Origin of the sequence: Streptomyces sp. NPDC001914, from assembly GCF_042891215.1 — a bacterium.
In the GTDB taxonomy this organism is placed as follows: Bacteria; Actinomycetota; Actinomycetes; order Streptomycetales; family Streptomycetaceae; genus Streptomyces.
In genome coordinates, this window is the sequence record NZ_JBIASW010000017.1 from 11,815 (window position 1) to 31,323 (window position 19,509).

Genomic DNA, 19,509 nt, shown 5'->3' on the forward strand with positions numbered 1-19,509 from the left:
GGGCCTCGCGGTCCCGCCGGCTCGTGCCCGTCCGTTTCCTGTATCCCGGCGCCGGGCCCTGACTCCCGGCGCCGGTCCGACCCCGAACGCCGGAGGAACCGAGACTCGGTTCCTCCGGCGTTCGGGGGTGCGGGTCCGCTCAGGCGGACGCCGGCGGGTACAGCGAGCGTGGCAGCTGGGACGCCGCGGGGGCGTCCAGGAGCCACAGGGTGCGTGAGCGGCCGTACGCGCCGGCGGCGGGGGCCTGGATCTCGCCCGCGCCGGACAGGGCGATGGCGGCCGCCTGGGCCTTGTCCTCGCCGGCCGCGAGCAGCCACACCTCGCGGGCGGAGCGGATCGCGGGCAGGGTCAGCGAGATACGGGTCGGCGGCGGCTTGGGTGCGCCGTGCACGCCGACCACCGTCCGCTCCGTCTCCCGCACCGCGGGCAGCTCCGGGAAGAGCGAGGCCACGTGCGTGTCCGGACCGACGCCCAGCATGAGGACGTCGAAGGCCGGGACCGGGCCGTGGTTCTCCGGCCCGGCGGCCTTCGCGAGCTCCGCCGCGTACGACTCCGCCGCCGCCTCCACGTCGGCGCCGTACGGACCGTCGGAGGCGGGCATCGCGTGCACCCGCGCCGGGTCCAGCGGCACCGCGTCGAGCAGGGCCGCGCGGGCCTGCGTGTCGTTGCGGTCGGGGTCGCCCTCGGGGAGGTACCGCTCGTCGCCCCACCACAGGTCGAGACGCGCCCAGTCGACCGCGTCCCGGGCGGGCGCGGACGCGAGCGCCGCGAGGAGCCCGTTGCCGTTGCGCCCGCCGGTGAGCACGATCGAGGCGGAGCCGCGCGAGGCCTGCGCGTCCACGATCTTCGTGATCAGCCGCGCCGCCGCGGCCTGGGCCATCAGATCCTTGTCGCGGTGGACGACGAGCTGCGGAGTGTTCACTCGGCGGCCGCCTTGTCCGCCGCCTTCTTGGCCAGTGTCTCGGCGACCGAGGCGGGGGAGTCCTTGGCGACCGGGGCCGCCTTCGTCGCGGTCGCGGTCCCGCCCGAGGGCCCGGCCCCCGACGTGTCCGCCGCCGCGTTCAGCCGGTCCACGCCGTAGCGCAGCGCCGAGGCGTAGGTGTCGTCCGGGTCGAGGCGGCGCAGCTCCTCCGCCATCAGCTCGGCCGTGTCACGGCGCTTGAGCGCCACCGCGCGGTCGGGCTGCCCCTGGATGGACAGCGTCGCGAGGGTGCCGTCGGCGCGGTCCAGGACGATCGGGCCGCAGCTCGTGTCCAGCCGGACCGCGGTGAGACCGGGGCCCGCGGACAGCGACCGCTTGACCGGGACCTCCAGCCGGTCCGCGAGCCACATCGCGAGCAGCTCGCAGCTCGGGTTGAACTCCTCGCCCTCCACCTCGACCGCGTCCACGTCGCAGGTGACCTGGTCCAGGGCCGCGGCCAGCATCGAGCGCCAGGGCGTGATGCGGGTCCACGACAGGTCCGTGTCGCCCGGGGTGTAGGCATCGGCGCGGGCGTTGAGCTCCCGTACCGGGGCCTCGGCGGCGTAGGTGTCGGTCACCCGGCGCTGCGCGAGCGCGCCGAGCGGGTCCTTCGCCGGGTCGAGCGGCGCGTTCACCGGCCACCAGACGACGACGGGCGCGTCCGGCAGCAGCAGCGGCAGGACGACCGACTGGGCGTGGTTGATCACCTCGCCGTACAGGCGCAGCACCACCGTCTCGCCGGTGCCCGCCTCCGCCCCGAGGCGCACCTCGGCGTCGAGCCGGGACGTCGTGCGGTCGCGGGGCGAGCGGGAGACGCGCTTGATGACGACGAGGGTGCGCGAGGGGTGCTCGCGCGAGGCGTCGTTGGCGGCCCTCAGGGCGTCGTACGCGTTCTCCTCGTCGGTGACGATGACGAGGGTGAGGACCATGCCGACGGCGGGTGTGCCGATGGCGCGGCGGCCCTGGACGAGGGCCTTGTTGACCTTGCTGGCCGTGGTGTCCGTGAGATCGGTCTTCATGGGCGACGCCAGCTCCGTCCGTCTCGTTCGAGCATTTCGTCGGCCTCGACGGGTCCCCAGGTGCCCGAGGGGTACTGCGCGGGCTTGCCGTGCTTGTCCCAGTACTGCTCGATCGGGTCGAGGATCTTCCAGGACAGCTCGACCTCCTCGGTGCGCGGGAAGAGGTTCGAGTCGCCGAGCAGCACGTCGAGGATCAGACGCTCGTACGCCTCCGGGCTCGACTCCGTGAAGGACTCGCCGTACGCGAAGTCCATCGAGACGTCCCGGATCTCCATGGAGGTGCCGGGCACCTTGGAGCCGAAGCGGACCGTGACGCCCTCGTCGGGCTGCACGCGGAAGACGATCGCGTTCTGGCCCAGTTCCTCCGTCGCCGTGTGGTCGAAGGGGGAGTGCGGGGCGCGCTGGAAGACGACCGCGATCTCGGTGACGCGGCGGCCCAGACGCTTGCCGGTGCGCAGGTAGAACGGGACCCCCGCCCAGCGGCGGTTGTCCACCTCGACCTTGATCGCGGCGAAGGTGTCGGTCTTCGACTTGGGGTCGATACCGTCCTCCTGGAGGTAGCCGACGACCTTCTCGCCGCCCTGCCACCCCGCCGCGTACTGGCCGCGGACCGTGCTCTTGCCCAGGTCCTTCGGCAGCCTGGTGGCGCCGAGCACCTTGGTCTTCTCCGCGGCGAGCGCGTCCGCGTCGAAGGAGGAGGGCTCCTCCATGGCGGTGAGCGCCATGAGCTGGAGCAGGTGGTTCTGGATGACGTCACGGGCGGCGCCGATGCCGTCGTAGTAGCCGGCCCGGCCGCCGATGCCGATGTCCTCGGCCATCGTGATCTGGACGTGGTCGACGAACGACCGGTTCCAGATCGGCTCGAACATCGTGTTGGCGAAGCGGAGCGCCAGGATGTTCTGGACGGTCTCCTTGCCGAGGTAGTGGTCGATGCGGAAGACCTGGTCCGGGGCGAAGACCTCGTGCACGATCGCGTTGAGCTCCTCGGCCGACTTGAGGTCGTGGCCGAAGGGCTTCTCGATGACCGCGCGGCGCCAGGAGCCGCCCGACTGGTCCGCCAGCTTGTGCTTCTTGAGCTGCTGGATCACCACCGGGAACGCGGACGGCGGCACGGACAGGTAGAAGGCGAAGTTGCCGCCCGTTCCCTGGGCCTTGTCCAGCTCCTCGATCGTGGAGCGCAGCCGGTCGAAGGCCTCGTCGTCGTCGAAGGTGCCCTGGACGAAGCGCATGCCCTGGACGAGCTGCTGCCAGACCTCCTCGCGGAAGGGCGTGCGGGCGTGCTCCTTGACCGCGTCGTGGACCTCCTGGGCGAAGTCCTCGTGGGCCCACTCGCGGCGGGCGAATCCGACGAGCGAGAAGCCCGGCGGAAGGAGACCCCGGTTCGCGAGGTCGTACACCGCGGGCATCAGCTTTTTACGTGACAAATCGCCCGTGACGCCGAAGATGACCAGGCCCGACGGCCCCGCGATACGCGGGAGCCGTCGGTCTGCGGGGTCACGCAGCGGGTTGCTGCTCGACAAGGTTTCAGCCCTCCGAAGGGGCGAGGCGCTGGAGCTCCGCCTCGGTCGACTTGAGCAGGTCGTTCCAGGAGGTCTCGAACTTGTCGACGCCCTCGTCCTCCAGAAGCTGGACCACGTCGTCGTACGCGATCCCGAGCTTCTCGACGGCGTCGAGTTCGGCGCGGGACTGCTCGTACGTACCGGCGATCGTGTTGCCGGTGATCCGCCCGTGGTCCTCGGTGGCCTCCAGCGTGGCCTCCGGCATGGTGTTCACCGTGTTCGGCGCGACCAGGTCGTCGACGTACAGGGTGTCCTTGTACGCCGGGTCCTTGACGCCGGTCGAGGCCCACAGCGGGCGCTGCTTGTTGGCCTGCGCCCGGTCGAGGGCGGCCCAGCGGTCCGTGGAGAAGACCTCCTCGTACGCCTGGTAGGCGAGCCGGGCGTTGGCGAGGCCCGCCTTGCCGCGGGCGGCCTTGGCCTCGGGGGTGCCGAGCGCGTCGAGCCGCTTGTCGATCTCGGTGTCCACGCGGGACACGAAGAAGGACGCCACGGAGTGGATCTTCGAGAGGTCCAGGCCGCGCTCCTTGGCCTTCTCCAGGCCGGCGAGGTAGGCGTCCATGACCTCGCGGTAGCGCTCCAGCGAGAAGATCAGCGTGACGTTGACGCTGATGCCGAGGCCGATGACCTCGGTGATCGCCGGCAGACCCGCCTTGGTGGCCGGGATCTTGATGAGGGTGTTGGGGCGGTCCACCAGCCAGGCGAGCTGCTTGGCCTCGGCGACGGTCGCCGTGGTGTTGTGCGCCAGTCGCGGGTCGACCTCGATCGACACACGGCCGTCCTGGCCCTCGGTGGCGTCGAAGACGGGACGCAGGATGTCGGCGGCGTCGCGGACGTCCGCCGTCGTGATCATGCGGATGGCTTCCTCGACGGTGACCTTGCGGGCGGCCAGCTCGGTGAGCTGCTGCTCGTAGCCGTCGCCGCTGCTGATCGCCTTCTGGAAGATCGACGGGTTGGTGGTGACGCCCACGACGTGCTGCTGGTCGATCAGCTCGGCCAGGTTGCCGGACGTGATCCGCTTGCGCGACAGGTCGTCCAGCCAGATCGCGACGCCTTCCTCGGAGAGGCGCTTGAGTGCGTCTGTCATGGAAATTGCATCTCCTACGTGTCGTATGTCGGCGTCAGCGCTGGGCTGCGGCGATCGATTCACGGGCGGCTTCCGCGACGTTCTCGGCGGTGAAGCCGAATTCGCGGAAGAGCACCTTGCCGTCGGCCGAGGCACCGAAGTGCTCCAGCGAGACGATGCGTCCGGCGTCCCCGACGAAACGGTGCCAGGTGAGACCGATTCCCGCCTCGACCGAGACGCGCGCCTTCACGGACGGCGGCAGGACGCTGTCCCGGTACCCCTGGTCCTGCTCGTCGAACCACTCCACACACGGCATGGAGACGACCCGCGTGGGGATGCCCGCGGCCTGGAGCTGCTCGCGCGCCTCGACGGCCACGTGCACCTCGGAGCCGGTGCCGATCAGGATGACCTCGGGCGAGCCGCCCTCGGCCTCGAAGAGCACGTAACCGCCCTTGGCGGCGTCCTCGTTCGCCTCGTAGGTCGGCACGCCCTGGCGGGTGAGCGCGAGACCGTGCGGGGCGCCCTTGCCGAACACCTTGGTGTAGCGCTTGAGGATCTCGCGCCAGGCGATGGCCGTCTCGTTGGCGTCCGCGGGACGGACGACGTTGAGGCCGGGGATGGCGCGCAGCGAGGCCAGGTGCTCGACCGGCTGGTGGGTGGGGCCGTCCTCGCCGAGACCGATCGAGTCGTGGGTCCACACGTACGTCACCGGCAGGTGCATCAGCGCCGACAGACGGACCGAGTTGCGCATGTAGTCGGAGAACACCAGGAAGGTGCCGCCGTAGATGCGCGTGTTGCCGTGCAGCGCGATGCCGTTCATCTCCGCGGCCATGGAGTGCTCGCGGATGCCGAAGTGGATCGTGCGGCCGTACGGGTCCGCCTCGGGCAGCGGGTTGTCCGCCGGGAGGAACGAGCTGGTCTTGTCGATCGTGGTGTTGTTCGAGCCGGCGAGGTCGGCGGAGCCGCCCCACAGCTCGGGGATCACCGCGCCGAGGGCCTGCAGCACCTTGCCGGACGCGGCGCGGGTGGCGACACCCGTGCCCGCCTCGAAGACGGGGAGCTTCCCCTCCCAGCCGCTCGGCAGCTCGGTCGCGGCGATGCGGTCGTACTCCGCCGCGCGCTCCGGGTTGGCGGTACGCCAGGCGGCGTAGCCCTTCTCCCACTCGGCCTTGGCCTGGGCACCCCGGTCCAGGGCCTGGCGGGTGTGGGCCAGCACCTCGGCGGCGACGTCGAAGGACTTCTCCGGGTCGAAGCCGAGGACGCGCTTGGTGGCCGCGACCTCGTCGTCGCCGAGCGCCGAGCCGTGGGCGGCCTCGGTGTTCTGCGCGTTGGGGGCGGGCCAGGCGATGATCGAGCGCATCGCGATGAAGGACGGCTTGTCCGTCACCTTCTTCGCGGCCTCGATCGCGTTGTAGATGGCGTGCGGGTCCAGGTCGCCGTCCGGCTTCGGGGCGATGCGCTGCACGTGCCAGCCGTACGCCTCGTAGCGCTTGACGGTGTCCTCGGAGACCGCCGTCTCGGTGTCGCCCTCGATCGAGATGTGGTTGTCGTCCCACAGCAGGATCAGGTTGCCGAGCTTCTGGTGCCCGGCCATGGAGGAGGCCTCCGCGGAGATGCCCTCCTGGAGACAGCCGTCACCGGCGATCGCGTAGATGAAGTGGTCGAACGGGGACTCGCCCTGCGGCGCCTCCGGGTCGAACAGACCGCGTTCGTAGCGGGCGGCCATCGCCATGCCCACCGCGTTGGCGACACCCTGGCCGAGCGGACCGGTCGTGGTCTCCACGCCCGGCGTGTGACCGTACTCGGGGTGTCCGGGGGTCCTGCTGCCCCAGGTCCTGAAGGACTCCAGGTCGTCCAGCTCCAGGCCGAAGCCGGCCAGGTAGAGCTGGGTGTAGAGGGTCAGGGACGAATGGCCGGCGGACAGCACGAAGCGGTCGCGTCCAACCCAGTCGGTGTCCGCCGGGTCGTGCCGCATCACCTTCTGGAAGAGGGTGTAGGCGGCGGGCGCCAGGCTCATGGCCGTACCGGGATGGCCGTTGCCGACCTTCTGTACGGCATCGGCGGCCAGGACGCGGGCGGTGTCCACGGCCCGCTGGTCCAGCTCGGTCCACTCGAGGTCTGTGGTGGTCGGCTTGGTGCTCACCCTGGGTCAGGGCTCCTCTCCACATGTCACGCATGTCGAATTGCCGGTGCACTGGGCGCCCCGGCCGTTGTCGAGCCTACCCCCGTGAGTACGTGCGTTTTTTCGAGTCATTCCAGACTGCCGGGCCTCGGCGCGATCCGCCTCCCGACTGGGTCGTTCCGTGTTCGGCACATGAATACGGAGCCGCTCGTCCGAGTGCTCAATCGAGTCTCGATCAGCTCTTCCGGCCGCACTCCCCAACACGGGCCCACCCCCGCGAATGCCGGGGTCTGGGCAACGTCTACAGTGGCGTGGTACGCGCGGGCCTTTACGGGGATTTCATCCGGGGGCTCGCTGGGATGTCTCTGTCAGGGGTGTGCGTGACGGCCGTCGAATCCCGTCCTGCGGGTGTTCTCGGGACGAGCAGCAGCCGGGGCCGGCGGCCGTTCGGGGCCCGTCTCAAGGCGTTCGTGGCGCTGACCAAGCCGCGGATCATCGAGCTGCTGCTGATCACCACCGTTCCGGTGATGTTCCTGGCGCAGCAGGGCGTGCCCGATCTGAAGCTGGTGCTCCTCACCTGCCTCGGCGGCTATCTGTCCGCGGGCGGTGCCAACGCGCTCAACATGTACATCGACCGCGACATCGACGCGCTCATGGAGCGCACCTCGCAGCGTCCGCTCGTCACCGGCATGGTCAGCCCGCGTGAGTGCCTCGCGTTCGGCATCACGCTGGCGGTCGTGTCGACCCTGCTGTTCGGTCTCGCGGTCAACTGGCTGTCCGCCTGGCTGTCGCTCGGGGCGCTCCTCTTCTACGTCGTCGTCTACACGATGATCCTCAAACGGCGTACCTCACAGAACATCGTCTGGGGCGGCATCGCCGGCTGTCTGCCCGTGCTCATCGGCTGGTCGTCCGTCACGAACTCCATGTCGTGGGCGCCGGTCATCCTCTTCCTCGTCATGTTCTTCTGGACGCCGCCGCACTACTGGCCGCTGTCCATGAAGGTGCGCGAGGACTACGCGCGCGTGGGCGTGCCGATGCTGCCGGTCGTCGCGAGCAACAAGGTCGTCGCCCGCCAGATCGTCCTCTACAGCTGGGTGATGGTCGCGGTCTCGCTGCTCCTCACCCCGCTCGGCTACACGGGCTGGTTCTACACCGCGGTCGCGCTGGCCGCGGGCGGGTTCTGGCTGTGGGAGGCGCACGGCCTGCAGAACCGTGCCAAGGCCGAGGTGACGGGCGCCAAGCTCAAGGAGATGCGGCTGTTCCACTGGTCGATCACCTACGTGTCGATCCTCTTCGTGGCCGTCGCGGTGGACCCCTTCCTCCGCTAGACCGCCAGGCCGGAACCAGGGAACACGGATCCGGCGGGCCCCCGAATCACCGACGGGAGGGGTGCGTGGTCAAGGCCACGCACCCCTCCCGTCGCCGTTCGATCTACCCGTCGGTAGCATCCTGGCCATGGCAGACACCCAGCAGATCGACGAGACCCCCGGCACCGTCCAGGACCCCAAGGCCGAACGCGCCGCCGCGAAGCTCGCGCAGCGCATCACCGCCTTCTCCAAGGCGCACGGCGGGGTCGAGGCCCAGGTCGCGTACATCGGAGAGCGCGGCGCCCGCATCGTCCTCGTCGGCGAGGACGGCGGCTGGGGCGACCTCGTGGCGACGAGCTACGAGATCGCCGAGGACGCCGTGAAGAAGGCCGGCGTCACCGTCCACGAGGCGTTCGACGGCGAGTTCGCGGCCAAGGTCAAGACGGGCCCCTACGAGTGGAAGCGCATGGCCGGCATCCAGCTCGGCGGTCGGCCCAACGACTGACGCGTCACCCGTCGCACGGACGGCCGACAATCGTCGGCTGTTCGCACGGGGTGTGCGCGACCAACACCTGACACCCGGCTCAGCCGTTAGGACCTGAGAAGCAACGGTCCGTTCGCGGGGAGTCCGCATGATCGAAACGCCGTCCCTGGTGGACCAGTACTGCCACGGCGTACTGCGGACGGAGCTGGGCCTCGGCACGTTCGAGGCCCACCTCGCCAGGACCGAGGGGCCGCCGGCCGCGGGCACCACCTTCTTCGACACCCAGACCGGCTTCGCCGTACGACGCTGGTGCCCGCCCCTGCTCGGACTCGAACCGCACTGCACGCCCGCCCGCTATCTGGCCCGGCGCCGCGAGCTCGGCGTCCTGGAGACGGGCCGCAGGCTGCTGCGCGGCAGCGGCATCACCACGTATCTCGTGGACACCGGACTGCCGGGCGACCTGACCGGGCCGGGCGAGATGGCCTCCACGGGAGCCGCCAGGGCGCACGAGATCGTCCGTCTGGAGCTGCTCGCCGAGCAGGTCGCCGACACCTCGGGAACCGTCGAGGCCTTTCTCGCCAATCTCGCCGAGTCCGTCCACGGAGCGGCCGCGACCGCCGTGGCCTTCACCTCCGTGGCGGGCGTGCGGCACGGTCTGGCCCTCGCGCCCGAACCGCCCGGCCCCGGGGAGGTACGGGGCGCGGCGGGCCGCTGGCTCGCCGGCCGCCGGGTCGGCGGCACCCTCACCGACCCCGTCCTGCTCCGCCATCTGCTGTGGATCGCGGTCGCCTCGGGCCTGCCCCTGCAACTGCACGCCGGACTCGGTGACCCGGGGCAGCGCATCGACCGCACCGACCCCGTGCTGCTCACCGACTTCGCCCGCGCCACCGCCGGACTCGGCACCGACCTGGTCCTGCTGCACGGCTACCCGTACCAGCGGCACGCGGCCCATCTCGCGGGGGTCTTCCCGCACGTCTACGCCGACCTGGGCGCCGCCCTGGTGCGCACCGGAGCGCGGTCGGCCGCCGTCCTCGCCGAAATACTGGAACTGGCCCCCTTCGGCAAGCTCCTCTTCTCCAGCGGAGCACAGGGAATTCCCGAACTCCACGTGATCGGAGCACGCCTCTTCCGCGAGGCGCTGGCACGCGTCCTCGGCAACTGGGTCGCCGAAGGGGCCTGGTCACTGGCCGACGCGCAGCGGGTCGCGGCCCTGATCGCGGCGGGCAACGCCCGGCGGGTGTACGGGCTGGACTGAAGCAGGGGCGGGCCCGGCGCGTGAGGCGCTTCCCAGGAGGGGCGGCGCGGTGAAGGCGGCCGCCCGGACGGGGTTACGCGCGGGTGAGGGCCGACGCGGTCGCGGGACCCGGCAGATCCGCCACGGCCTCGGGCCGCTCGCGCAGGGACAGCAGGACCCGCACGACCCCGATCCACACGAGGCAGGAGCCGAGCATGTGCAGGGCGACCAGGGCCTCGGGCAGGTCGGTGAAGTACTGGACGTAGCCGAGGACGCCCTGGGCCAGGAGGATCAGGAACAGGTCGCGGGTACGGCGCAGGGGACCCTGGGGGGCGTCCACCGCCTTCAGGACGAACCAGAGGGCGAAGGTCAGCGTGACCACGATCCATGCCAGCACGGCGTGCAGCTTGGCGACGTTCTCCCAGTTCACCGGGATGCGCTCGACCTCGCTCGAGTCACCGGCGTGCGGTCCGGCGCCGGTGACGACCGTACCGGCCGCGATCAGCAGGACCGAGGCGACGACCAGGAACCACACGAGCTGCTGCACCGACTTGCCGACCAGCGGACGCGGCGCCGCGTCGCCCTCGCGGGTGCGCTGCCACATGAGCGCGGCGACGGTGATGAGCGCGGTGGAGAGCAGGAAGTGGGCGGCGACCGTGTACGGGTTGAGGCCGACCAGGACGACGATCCCGCCGAGGACCGCGTTGCTCATGACGATCCAGAACTGCGCCCAGCCGAGCCGGGTGAGGTCGCGCCGCCAGGGCTTCTGCGACCGTGCCGCGATGATCGCCCATCCGACGGCGGCGCACAGCACGTACGTCAGCATGCGGTTGCCGAACTCGATGGCTCCGTGGAAGCCCATCGCGCTCGTCGCCGTGAGCGAGTCGTCGGTGCACTTGGGCCAGGTCGGGCAGCCGAGGCCGGAGCCGGTGAGCCGCACGGCACCGCCGGTGACCACGATGACGACCGCCATGACGAGCGCGGCGAGGGCCGCTCGCCGGACCGTCCGGGAGGTCGGGGTCCAGCGTTCGGCGATGAAGGCGAGCGGGTTGCGCACCGCGCTGAGGGCGTCGGCTCGGGTCAGGTTCTGCACGCGCACCATCGTAGGGGCCCGCTTGTGCACGCTTTCACGAGGGTCGGCCCCGGGAGGGGACGATTCCGTCACTCCCAGCGGAAGAACCGGCCGGCCGCGCCGAGGCCCACGACCGCCCAGACGGACAGGATCCCCAGGTCGCCCCAGGGCATCTGGGCGCCGTGCTGGAGCACGTCCCGCAGTCCGTCCGAGAGGGCCGAGATGGGCAGCAGACCGAGCACGTCCTGGGCGCCCGCGGGGAACTTGTCCATGGGCACGATCACCCCGCCACCCACCAGGAGCAGCAGGAAGACCAGGTTGGCGGCGGCCAGCGTCGCCTCGGCCCTGAGCGTGCCCGCCATGAGCAGCCCGAGCCCGGAGAAGGCCGCCGTGCCGGTCACCAGCAGGAGCAGCACGGCGAACGGGTTGCCGTGCGGCGACCAGCCCAGCGCGAACGCGATCGCGGTGAGCAGGATCACCTGGAGGATTTCGGTGACCAGCACCGACAGCGTCTTCGCGGTCATCAGCCCCCAGCGCGGGAGCGGGGAGGCCGCCAGCCGCTTCAGGACGCCGTAGCGGCGCTCGAAGCCCGTGGCGATGGCCTGGCCGGTGAACGCCGTCGACATCACGGCCAGCGCCAGGATGCCGGGCGCCAGGAAGTCGACCGCCTTGCCCGGGCCCGTGTCGATGATGTCGGCCGAGCTGAACAGGACAAGCAGCAGCGTCGGGATCACGACCGTCAGGAGAAGCTGCTCGCCGTTGCGGAGCAGCATCTTCGTCTCCAGAGCCGCCTGCGCGCCGATCATGCGGAGCAGCGGGGCGGCGCCCGGCTTCGGGGTGTACATGCCGGAGGCGGCCACGGACGCGGCCCCCTGCCGGTCGGCCCCCAGCTGTGCCTGACTCATGAACGCAGCTCCTTGCCGGTCAGCTCCAGGCTGTGCCTTCCCGGGGGACGACCCCCGGACCCCCGGCCGGTCTGCGGTCGAGTTTGGTTCATGAGCGCAGCTCCTTGCCGGTCAGCTCGAGAAAGACGTCTTCGAGTGTGTGGCGTTCGACCGAGATCTTCTCCGGCATCACGCCGTGCTGGGCGCACCAGGACGTCACGGTCGCCAGCAGCTGCGGATCGACCTTGCCGCCGACCCGGTAGGCCCCGGGCGTCAGCTCGGCCGCGGTGCAGTCCGCGGGCAGGGCCTTGAGCAGGGAGGCCACGTCGAGGCCGGGGCGGCCGGTGAAGCGCAAGGTGTTCTCGGCGCCGCCGCGGCACAGCTCCTCGGGGGAGCCCTGGGCGACGACCCGGCCCGCGTCGATGATCGCCACGTCGTCGGCGAGCTGTTCGGCCTCGTCCATGTGGTGCGTGGTGAGGATCACCGAGACACCGTCGGAGCGCAGGTCGCGGACCAGGTCCCAGGTCGCCCGGCGGGCCTGCGGATCGAGGCCGGCGGTCGGCTCGTCCAGGAAGACCAGCTCGGGACGGCCGACGACCGCCATGGCGAGCGCGAGGCGCTGCTGCTGGCCGCCCGACAGCCGCCGGTAGGTCGTGCGGCCGCAGCTCTGCAGGCCCAGCCGCTCGATGAGCGCGTCCACGTCCAGCGGATGGGCGTGCAGCTTCGCGACGTGGCGGAGCATCTCGTCCGCGCGGGCGCCCGAGTAGACGCCGCCGGACTGGAGCATCACGCCGATGCGGGTGTGCAGCTCGCCGGACTGTCTCACCGGGTCGAGGCCCAGGACGCGCACGGTGCCGGAGTCCGGCTTCCGGTATCCCTCGCAGGTCTCGACCGTGGTCGTCTTGCCCGCGCCGTTGGGTCCGAGTACGGCGGTGATGCCCGCCGCGGCCACCAGGTCGAGGCCGTCCACCGCGGTCTTCGTTCCGTACCGCTTCACCAGGGCCTGGACCTGGACCACGGGCTCGCTTCGCATGAGGAGCAATTCTAGGGACGCCGGCGCGGCACCGGACCGCCGGGGGCGGAGGCGGTCTCGACGTACAGGTCCCGCGGCCGGTGCAGCGCCAGCCACCGCTCCGCGTACGCCACCGCGTCGGCCACCGGGAAGAGCCGTGCCCCGGCCGCGCCCACGGTCCCCCGTACGACGGGACGGTCCCGCTCGAAGTCGGCGCCCAGCTCCTCGAACATGTCGGAGGTGATCGAGACCTCACGCACGGTCTCCCAGCCCGTGGGGGAGGGGCGGCCGACCTCCACGACGGGCGAGGGGATGCGGTACTCGGCCAGGTGGAAGCTGGTGCAGCTCGCGTAGCCCGCGCCGAGCAGCAGGACGCGGGCGCCGCCCGCCTCCAGCCGGGCCAGCGGGCTCCGCTCGCCGAGCCTGCAGTCGGGCGCGTGTCCGCCGACGACCGCCTCCGCGGCCGGGCCCAGCGCCGCGAACGAGGTCTCCGGGTGCGCGCTGCGCAGGGCGCCGGGCCAGGTGCGGACGGTCTCGGGTATCACGCCGACCCCGCGGGAGGGCGTCACGCGGGGGTCGTAGGCGGGCATGGTCGCCCGGATGGCGGGCCACCACTCCTCGGGAACCGGAGGGCGGCTCCACAGCGCCGGGTCGGAGAGGTCGCCGGACTGGGTCGGGACCACCAGGATGCCGTCCGGACCGAGTGCGTCGAGCAGTCCCTGGACGACGGCGACGGGGCCGCCGTTGACCCAGCCGAGGGCGCTGAGCGAGGAGTGCACGAGCAGCGTCTCCCCCGGTCGTACGCCCAGGGCGCGCAGGTCCCCGGCGAGGGTGTCCCGGGTGACGAGTGGGCCGGTCGGAAGGGGTGTCGGCATGGTCCCGGAGTCTTCCCGAGAGACCGCGGGAACGCCACCGAATTGATCGATCAAAGATCGTTTCCCCAGGTCATCTTAGGTATGCCTAAGTGACACAGCGCACCGTCCGCCTCCGAGGGCGCGGCTTGTCAGGCCCTGAGGAATTACGCAACAATGGTGTTGTGAAAAACGTTGGCGAGGCTCGGGAGACCCCCGCGGGGGCCCCGCAGGAGGAACTCGCGACCGGTGAGCGCTCGACGCGCAACCGGGTCGTGCGGTCCATCCTGGACCACGGCCCGTCGACCGTCGCCGATCTGGCGGGCCGACTGGGCCTGACCCACGCCGCCGTCCGCCGCCATCTGGACGCGCTGGTCGCCGACGACATCGTGGAAGCACGTGAGCAGCGGGTCTACGGAGCGCGTACCCGTGGCCGCCCCGCCAAGGTGTTCGCCCTGACCGACTGCGGCCGGGACGCCTTCGACCAGTCGTACGACAAGCTCGCCGAGGACGCCCTGCGCTGGATCGCCGAGCGCGAGGGCGGGGACGAGGCGATCCTGTCCTTCGCCCGCGCCCGCATCGCCGAGCAGGCCGGGGCGTACCGCGAGGCCGTCGAGGCCGCGACCCCCGAGGAACGCACGGAAGCCCTGGCGAGGGCCCTCAGCGCGGACGGGTACGCTGCCACGGCGCGCAGCGCACCGGTCGGCGAGCAGCTCTGCCAGCACCACTGCCCGGTCGCGCATGTCGCCGAGCGGTTCCCGCAGCTCTGCGAGGCGGAGACGGAGTTCTTCTCCCAGCTGCTCGGCACGCATGTCCAGCGACTGGCCACCATCGCCCACGGCGACGGGGTGTGCACGACGTTCATCCCCAAGATTTCGCACGACACCAACAACGCATCATCCGCAAGCACGGCCGGGAGGAACCCCGCATGACGCTCCCCACGGAGACTGCCCACCCCGAACTCGAGGGTCTGGGCAAGTACGAATACGGCTGGGCCGACTCCGACACCGCTGGCGCCTCTGCGAAGCGCGGTATCAACGAGGACGTCGTCCGCGACATCTCCGCGAAGAAGAGCGAGCCGGAGTGGATGACCAAGCTCCGCCTCAAGGGCCTGCGCCTCTTCGAGAAGAAGCCCATGCCCAACTGGGGTTCCGACCTGTCGGGCATCGACTTCGACAACATCAAGTACTTCGTGCGTTCCACGGAGAAGCAGGCGGAGTCCTGGGAGGACCTGCCCGAGGACATCAAGAACACGTACGACAAGCTCGGCATCCCGGAGGCGGAGAAGCAGCGCCTCGTCGCCGGTGTCGCGGCCCAGTACGAGTCCGAGGTCGTCTACCACCAGATCCGTGAGGACCTGGAGGAGCAGGGCGTCATCTTCCTGGACACCGACACCGCTCTCAAGGAGCACCCGGAGCTCTTCAAGGAGTACTTCGGCACGGTCATCCCGGTCGGCGACAACAAGTTCGCGTCGCTGAACACCGCGGTGTGGTCCGGCGGCTCCTTCATCTACGTGCCGAAGGGCGTGCACGTCGAGATCCCGCTCCAGGCCTACTTCCGTATCAACACGGAGAACATGGGCCAGTTCGAGCGGACGCTGATCATCGTCGACGAGGACGCCTACGTCCACTACGTCGAGGGCTGCACGGCGCCGATCTACAAGTCGGACTCCCTGCACTCCGCGGTCGTCGAGATCATCGTGAAGAAGGGCGCCCGCTGCCGTTACACGACCATCCAGAACTGGTCGAACAACGTCTACAACCTGGTCACCAAGCGCGCCGTGGCGTACGAGGGCGCGACCATGGAGTGGATCGACGGCAACATCGGCTCCAAGGTCACCATGAAGTACCCGGCCGTCTACCTGATGGGCGAGCACGCCAAGGGCGAGACCCTGTCCATCGCCTTCGCGGGCGAGGGCCAGCACCAGGACGCCGGCTCCAAGATGGTCCACATGGCGCCGAACACCTCCTCGAACATCGTGTCGAAGTCCGTGGCGCGCGGCGGCGGCCGCACGTCCTACCGCGGTCTCGTCGAGATCGGCGAGGGCGCCCACGGCTCCAAGTCGAACGTCCTGTGCGACGCGCTGCTCGTCGACACCATCTCCCGCTCGGACACGTACCCGTACGTGGACGTCCGCGAGGACGACGTGTCCATGGGCCACGAGGCGACCGTCTCCAAGGTCTCCGAGGACCAGCTCTTCTACCTGATGAGCCGCGGTCTGACCGAGTTCGAGGCGATGGCCATGATCGTGCGCGGCTTCGTCGAGCCGATCGCCAAGGAACTGCCCATGGAGTACGCCCTCGAGCTCAACCGGCTGATCGAGCTCCAGATGGAGGGCGCGGTCGGTTAATCCCGAGCCGCAGTCCCCGTCAAGCCACTCACGCAAGAAAGCGAGCAGACCGACAGCCATGGCTGAGGCTCAGAACATCCCGGTCGGATCCACGACGGCCGGCCAGATCGCGGTGGCCGCCGAGTCGACCGTCGCCACGCGCATGAGCGCGCCCCCGTCCTTCGACGTGGCGGACTTCCCGGTCCCCCACGGCCGCGAGGAGGAGTGGCGGTTCACCCCGCTGGAGCGCCTGCGCGGGCTGCACGACGGCACCGCCGTCGCGACCGGCGAAGGCGTACGGGTCGACGTGACCGCCCCCGAGGGCGTCACCGTCGAGACCGTCGCCCGCGACGACGCGCGGATCGGCCGGGCCGGCACCCCCGTGGACCGCGTCGCCGCCCAGGCCTACTCGGCGTTCGAGAAGGCCGGCGTCGTCACCGTCCCCAAGGAGGCGGTGCTCACCGAGCCCATCCGGATCGCCGTGCACGGCGAGGGCGGCGTCGCCTACGGCCACCAGGTCATCGAGCTGGGAGCCTTCGCCGAGGCCGTCGTCGTCATCGACCACACCGGTGACGCGGTCCTTGCCGCCAACGTGGACTACGTCCTCGGCGACGGCGCCAAGCTGACCGTCGTCTCCGTCCAGGACTGGGACGACACGGCCGTCCACGTCGGCCAGCACAACGCGCTGATCGGCCGCGACGCCACCTTCAAGTCGTTCGTGGTCACCTTCGGCGGCGACGTCGTACGCCTCCACCCGCGGGTCGCCTACGCGGGCACCGGCGGCGAGGCCGAGCTCTTCGGCCTGTACTTCACGGACGCCGGCCAGCACCAGGAGCACCGCCTCCTGGTCGACCACAACACCCCGCACTGCAAGTCCAACGTCATGTACAAGGGCGCGCTGCAGGGCGAGGGGGCGCACGCGGTCTGGATCGGCGACGTCCTCATCGAGGCCAAGGCCGAGGGCACGGACACCTACGAGATGAACCGCAACCTGGTTCTGACCGACGGTGCCCGCGTCGACTCCGTGCCGAACCTGGAGATCGAGACCGGCGAGATCGTCGGCGCCGGCCACGCTTCCGCGACCGGCCGCTTCGACGACGAGCAGCTGTTCTACCTGATGGCCCGCGGCATCCCGGCCGACGAGGCCCGCCGTCTGGTGGTCCGCGGCTTCTTCGCCGAGCTGGTCCAGCAGATCGGTGTCGACGACATCGAAGAGCGCCTTCTCGTGAAGATCGACGAGGAGCTGGAGGCGTCGCTCTGATGCCCGGCCCTTACGTGCGCGCCTGTGGGCTGAGCGAGCTGGAGGAGAACACCCCGAAGCGGGTGGAACTCGACGGCACGCCGGTCTCGGTCGTGATGACCGAGGGGGAGGTGTTCGCGATCAACGACATCTGCTCGCACGCGAACGTCTCGCTCTCCGAGGGCGAGGTGGAGGACTGTCAGATCGAGTGCTGGCTGCACGGCTCCGCCTTCGACCTCCGCACCGGCAAGCCGTCCGGTCTTCCCGCGACGCGCCCCGTCCCCGTATACCCCGTTCAGATCGAAGGGGACGACGTGCTCGTCTCCCTCAACCAGGAGTCCTGAGGCACCCATGGCAACGCTTGAAATCCACGACCTGCACGTCACCGTCGAGGCCGACAACGCCACGAAGGAGATCCTCAAGGGCGTCGACCTGACCGTGAAGCAGGGCGAGACGCACGCCATCATGGGCCCCAACGGCTCCGGCAAGTCGACCCTCGCCTACTCGCTCGCGGGCCACCCGAAGTACACGGTCACCGGCGGCACCGTCACCCTCGACGGCGAGGACGTCCTGGAGATGTCCGTCGACGAGCGTGCCCGCGCGGGCCTGTTCCTCGCGATGCAGTACCCCGTCGAGATCCCCGGCGTCTCGGTCTCCAACTTCCTGCGCACCTCCGCCACCGCCGTCCGCGGCGAGGCCCCCAAGCTGCGCACGTGGGTGAAGGAGGTCAAGGAGACCATGGAGCGCCTGTCCATGGACCCCTCCTTCGCCGAGCGCAACGTGAACGAGGGCTTCTCCGGCGGTGAGAAGAAGCGCCACGAGATCCTTCAGCTCGAGCTGCTCAAGCCGAAGATGGCGATCCTGGACGAGACCGACTCCGGCCTGGACGTCGACGCCCTGCGCATCGTCTCCGAGGGCGTCAACCGCGTCCGCGAGACCGGCGAGGTGGGCACCCTGCTCATCACCCACTACACGCGCATCCTGCGCTACATCAAGCCCGACTTCGTCCACGTCTTCTCCGGCGGACGCATCGTCGAGTCCGGCGGCGCCGAGCTGGCCGACAAGCTGGAGAACGAGGGCTACGAGGCTTACACGAAGGGTGGCGTATCAGCGTGACGCAGCTGCCGGGCCTCCTCGACACCGAGGCGATCCGCAAGGACTTCCCCATCCTGGACCGTCAGGTCCACGACGGTAAGAAGATCGTGTACCTGGACAACGCGGCGACCTCGCAGAAGCCGCGCCAGGTGCTGGACGCCCTGAGCGAGTACTACGAGCGCTACAACGCCAACGTCCACCGCGGTGTGCATGTGCTCGCCGAGGAGGCCACGGCACTGTACGAGGGCGCGCGCGACAAGATCGCCGCGTTCATCAACGCGCCGAGCCGCGACGAGGTGATCTTCACCAAGAACGCCTCCGAGTCGCTCAACCTCGTGGCCAACATGCTGGGCTGGGCCGAAGAGCCCTACCGCGTGGACCACGAGACCGAGATCGTCATCACGGAGATGGAGCACCACTCCAACATCGTCCCGTGGCAGCTGCTGTCGCAGCGCACGGGCGCGAAGCTGAAGTGGTTCGGCCTCACCGACGACGGCCGTCTCGACCTGTCGAACATCGACGAGATCATCACGGAGAAGACGAAGATCGTCTCCTTCGTGCTGGTGTCGAACATCCTGGGCACCGTGAACCCGGTCGAGGCGATAGTGCGCCGCGCCCAGGAGGTCGGCGCCCTGGTCCTGATCGACGCGTCGCAGGCCGCGCCGCACATGCCGCTCGACGTCCAGGCCCTCCAGGCCGACTTCGTGGCCTTCACCGGTCACAAGATGTGCGGTCCGACGGGTATCGGCGTCCTGTGGGGCCGCCAGGAACTCCTGGAGGACCTTCCGCCGTTCCTCGGCGGCGGCGAGATGATCGAGACCGTGTCGATGCACTCGTCCACGTACGCGCCGGCGCCCCACAAGTTCGAGGCGGGCACCCCGCCGATCGCCCAGGCGGTCGGCCTCGGCGCGGCGATCGACTACCTGTCGTCGATCGGCATGGACAAGATCCTCGCCCACGAGCACGCGCTCACCGAGTACGCGGTGAAGCGGCTCGCGGAGGTCCCCGACCTGCGGATCATCGGCCCCACCACGGCCGAGGACCGCGCCGCCGCGATCTCGTTCACGCTGGGCGACATCCACCCGCACGACGTGGGCCAGGTTCTCGACGAGCAGGGCATCGCGGTCCGGGTCGGCCATCACTGCGCCCGTCCCGTCTGCCTGCGCTACGGAATTCCTGCGACCACGCGAGCGTCGTTCTATCTGTATTCCACGCCGTCCGAGATCGACGCTCTGGTCGACGGCCTGGAGCACGTACGGAACTTCTTCGGCTGAGGG

At 70.3% G+C, this 19,509-nt stretch carries 18 protein-coding genes; 9 read left to right on the forward strand and 9 right to left on the reverse strand.

Going from position 1 to position 19,509, the window contains the following annotated elements:
* Nucleotides 1–139 precede the first annotated feature (139 nt).
* From pgl to tkt, 5 genes are read right to left on the reverse strand one after another with little or no spacing between them, the layout of a single operon-like run.
* The gene (gene pgl / locus ACFYYF_RS33890; RefSeq protein WP_361691169.1) at nucleotides 140–922 is read right to left on the reverse strand and encodes a 6-phosphogluconolactonase; all 783 of its coding nucleotides are present in this window, start codon (nucleotides 920–922) and stop codon (nucleotides 140–142) included.
* Complete coding sequence (opcA, locus tag ACFYYF_RS33895) at nucleotides 919–1,980, reverse strand: glucose-6-phosphate dehydrogenase assembly protein OpcA (RefSeq protein WP_365487993.1); 1,062 nt, start codon at nucleotides 1,978–1,980, stop codon at nucleotides 919–921. The genes pgl and opcA overlap by 4 nt, the downstream gene beginning before the upstream one ends.
* The gene (zwf, locus tag ACFYYF_RS33900; RefSeq protein WP_361691175.1) at nucleotides 1,977–3,500 is read right to left on the reverse strand and encodes a glucose-6-phosphate dehydrogenase; all 1,524 of its coding nucleotides are present in this window, start codon (nucleotides 3,498–3,500) and stop codon (nucleotides 1,977–1,979) included. The genes opcA and zwf overlap by 4 nt, the downstream gene beginning before the upstream one ends.
* Before the next feature lie 4 nt (nucleotides 3,501–3,504).
* Nucleotides 3,505–4,623: a transaldolase gene (tal, locus tag ACFYYF_RS33905; RefSeq protein WP_361691178.1), complete on the reverse strand. Its 1,119-nt coding sequence runs from the start codon at nucleotides 4,621–4,623 to the stop codon at nucleotides 3,505–3,507.
* A 34-nt stretch (nucleotides 4,624–4,657) separates the two neighbouring features.
* Nucleotides 4,658–6,745, reverse strand: coding sequence for a transketolase (gene tkt, locus ACFYYF_RS33910; protein ID WP_388781507.1), 2,088 nt, complete (start codon nucleotides 6,743–6,745; stop codon nucleotides 4,658–4,660).
* A 353-nt stretch (nucleotides 6,746–7,098) separates the two neighbouring features.
* Here tkt and ACFYYF_RS33915 point away from each other — a divergent pair, with 353 nt between their 5' ends.
* From ACFYYF_RS33915 to ACFYYF_RS33925, 3 genes are all read left to right on the forward strand, one after another.
* On the forward strand, nucleotides 7,099–8,052 hold the full coding sequence (locus ACFYYF_RS33915; protein ID WP_361691312.1) for a heme o synthase: 954 nt from the start codon (nucleotides 7,099–7,101) through the stop codon (nucleotides 8,050–8,052).
* 127 nt (nucleotides 8,053–8,179) lie between these two features.
* Nucleotides 8,180–8,536 (forward strand): hypothetical protein, encoded by a 357-nt coding sequence (locus ACFYYF_RS33920; RefSeq protein WP_361691184.1) that lies wholly within the window; start codon nucleotides 8,180–8,182, stop codon nucleotides 8,534–8,536.
* Nucleotides 8,537–8,663: 127 nt separating this feature from the next.
* Complete coding sequence (locus tag ACFYYF_RS33925) at nucleotides 8,664–9,770, forward strand: amidohydrolase family protein (RefSeq protein ID WP_388781510.1); 1,107 nt, start codon at nucleotides 8,664–8,666, stop codon at nucleotides 9,768–9,770.
* Between the two features lie 73 nt (nucleotides 9,771–9,843).
* Here ACFYYF_RS33925 and ACFYYF_RS33930 read toward each other — a convergent pair whose 3' ends face one another.
* The 4 genes from ACFYYF_RS33930 to ACFYYF_RS33945 form a co-directional block, all read right to left on the reverse strand.
* Entirely contained in the window at nucleotides 9,844–10,851 is a 1,008-nt protein-coding gene (locus tag ACFYYF_RS33930; protein ID WP_388781513.1) for a heme A synthase, read from the reverse strand.
* 59 nt (nucleotides 10,852–10,910) lie between these two features.
* Complete coding sequence (locus tag ACFYYF_RS33935) at nucleotides 10,911–11,726, reverse strand: ABC transporter permease (protein ID WP_388781516.1); 816 nt, start codon at nucleotides 11,724–11,726, stop codon at nucleotides 10,911–10,913.
* Between the two features lie 88 nt (nucleotides 11,727–11,814).
* Nucleotides 11,815–12,738, reverse strand: coding sequence for an ABC transporter ATP-binding protein (locus ACFYYF_RS33940; protein WP_361691196.1), 924 nt, complete (start codon nucleotides 12,736–12,738; stop codon nucleotides 11,815–11,817).
* Nucleotides 12,739–12,749: 11 nt separating this feature from the next.
* Nucleotides 12,750–13,592 carry an aminoglycoside N(3)-acetyltransferase gene (locus tag ACFYYF_RS33945; protein ID WP_388781519.1) on the reverse strand — a complete coding sequence of 281 codons (843 nt, stop codon included), beginning with the start codon at nucleotides 13,590–13,592 and terminating at the stop codon, nucleotides 12,750–12,752.
* Nucleotides 13,593–13,753: 161 nt separating this feature from the next.
* Here ACFYYF_RS33945 and ACFYYF_RS33950 point away from each other — a divergent pair, with 161 nt between their 5' ends.
* The 6 genes from ACFYYF_RS33950 to ACFYYF_RS33975 are packed head-to-tail and all read left to right on the forward strand — an operon-like array spanning nucleotide 13,754 to nucleotide 19,506.
* Nucleotides 13,754–14,500, forward strand: a complete 747-nt coding sequence (locus ACFYYF_RS33950) for a helix-turn-helix transcriptional regulator (RefSeq protein ID WP_388781521.1) — start codon at nucleotides 13,754–13,756, stop codon at nucleotides 14,498–14,500.
* Nucleotides 14,497–15,918 carry a Fe-S cluster assembly protein SufB gene (gene sufB, locus ACFYYF_RS33955; RefSeq protein ID WP_037625848.1) on the forward strand — a complete coding sequence of 474 codons (1,422 nt, stop codon included), beginning with the start codon at nucleotides 14,497–14,499 and terminating at the stop codon, nucleotides 15,916–15,918. The genes ACFYYF_RS33950 and sufB overlap by 4 nt, the downstream gene beginning before the upstream one ends.
* A gap of 58 nt (nucleotides 15,919–15,976) precedes the next feature.
* Nucleotides 15,977–17,158: a Fe-S cluster assembly protein SufD gene (gene sufD / locus ACFYYF_RS33960; protein WP_361691205.1), complete on the forward strand. Its 1,182-nt coding sequence runs from the start codon at nucleotides 15,977–15,979 to the stop codon at nucleotides 17,156–17,158.
* Nucleotides 17,158–17,481: a non-heme iron oxygenase ferredoxin subunit gene (locus ACFYYF_RS33965; protein ID WP_361691210.1), complete on the forward strand. Its 324-nt coding sequence runs from the start codon at nucleotides 17,158–17,160 to the stop codon at nucleotides 17,479–17,481. Before sufD ends, ACFYYF_RS33965 begins: the two co-directional genes overlap by 1 nt.
* A gap of 7 nt (nucleotides 17,482–17,488) precedes the next feature.
* A complete protein-coding gene (gene sufC / locus ACFYYF_RS33970; protein ID WP_103551912.1) occupies nucleotides 17,489–18,253 on the forward strand; it encodes a Fe-S cluster assembly ATPase SufC in 765 nt (254 codons plus the stop codon).
* Entirely contained in the window at nucleotides 18,250–19,506 is a 1,257-nt protein-coding gene (locus ACFYYF_RS33975; RefSeq protein WP_361691213.1) for a cysteine desulfurase, read from the forward strand. Before sufC ends, ACFYYF_RS33975 begins: the two co-directional genes overlap by 4 nt.
* The last annotated feature ends 3 nt before the right edge of the window (nucleotides 19,507–19,509 follow it).

What these genes read in the sequence shown, in the direction of transcription:
- opcA (WP_365487993.1), bottom strand. Translation starts at nt 1,980, where the DNA reads ATGAAGACCGATCTCACGGACACCACGGCCAGCAAGGTCAACAAGGCC.
- tal (WP_361691178.1), bottom strand. Translation starts at nt 4,623, where the DNA reads ATGACAGACGCACTCAAGCGCCTCTCCGAGGAAGGCGTCGCGATCTGG.
- ACFYYF_RS33920 (WP_361691184.1), top strand. Translation starts at nt 8,180, where the DNA reads ATGGCAGACACCCAGCAGATCGACGAGACCCCCGGCACCGTCCAGGAC.
- ACFYYF_RS33925 (WP_388781510.1), top strand. Translation starts at nt 8,664, where the DNA reads ATGATCGAAACGCCGTCCCTGGTGGACCAGTACTGCCACGGCGTACTG.
- ACFYYF_RS33930 (WP_388781513.1), bottom strand. Translation starts at nt 10,851, where the DNA reads ATGGTGCGCGTGCAGAACCTGACCCGAGCCGACGCCCTCAGCGCGGTG.
- ACFYYF_RS33935 (WP_388781516.1), bottom strand. Translation starts at nt 11,726, where the DNA reads ATGAGTCAGGCACAGCTGGGGGCCGACCGGCAGGGGGCCGCGTCCGTG.
- ACFYYF_RS33940 (WP_361691196.1), bottom strand. Translation starts at nt 12,738, where the DNA reads ATGCGAAGCGAGCCCGTGGTCCAGGTCCAGGCCCTGGTGAAGCGGTAC.
- ACFYYF_RS33945 (WP_388781519.1), bottom strand. Translation starts at nt 13,592, where the DNA reads ATGCCGACACCCCTTCCGACCGGCCCACTCGTCACCCGGGACACCCTC.
- sufB (WP_037625848.1), top strand. Translation starts at nt 14,497, where the DNA reads ATGACGCTCCCCACGGAGACTGCCCACCCCGAACTCGAGGGTCTGGGC.
- sufD (WP_361691205.1), top strand. Translation starts at nt 15,977, where the DNA reads ATGGCTGAGGCTCAGAACATCCCGGTCGGATCCACGACGGCCGGCCAG.
- ACFYYF_RS33965 (WP_361691210.1), top strand. Translation starts at nt 17,158, where the DNA reads ATGCCCGGCCCTTACGTGCGCGCCTGTGGGCTGAGCGAGCTGGAGGAG.
- sufC (WP_103551912.1), top strand. Translation starts at nt 17,489, where the DNA reads ATGGCAACGCTTGAAATCCACGACCTGCACGTCACCGTCGAGGCCGAC.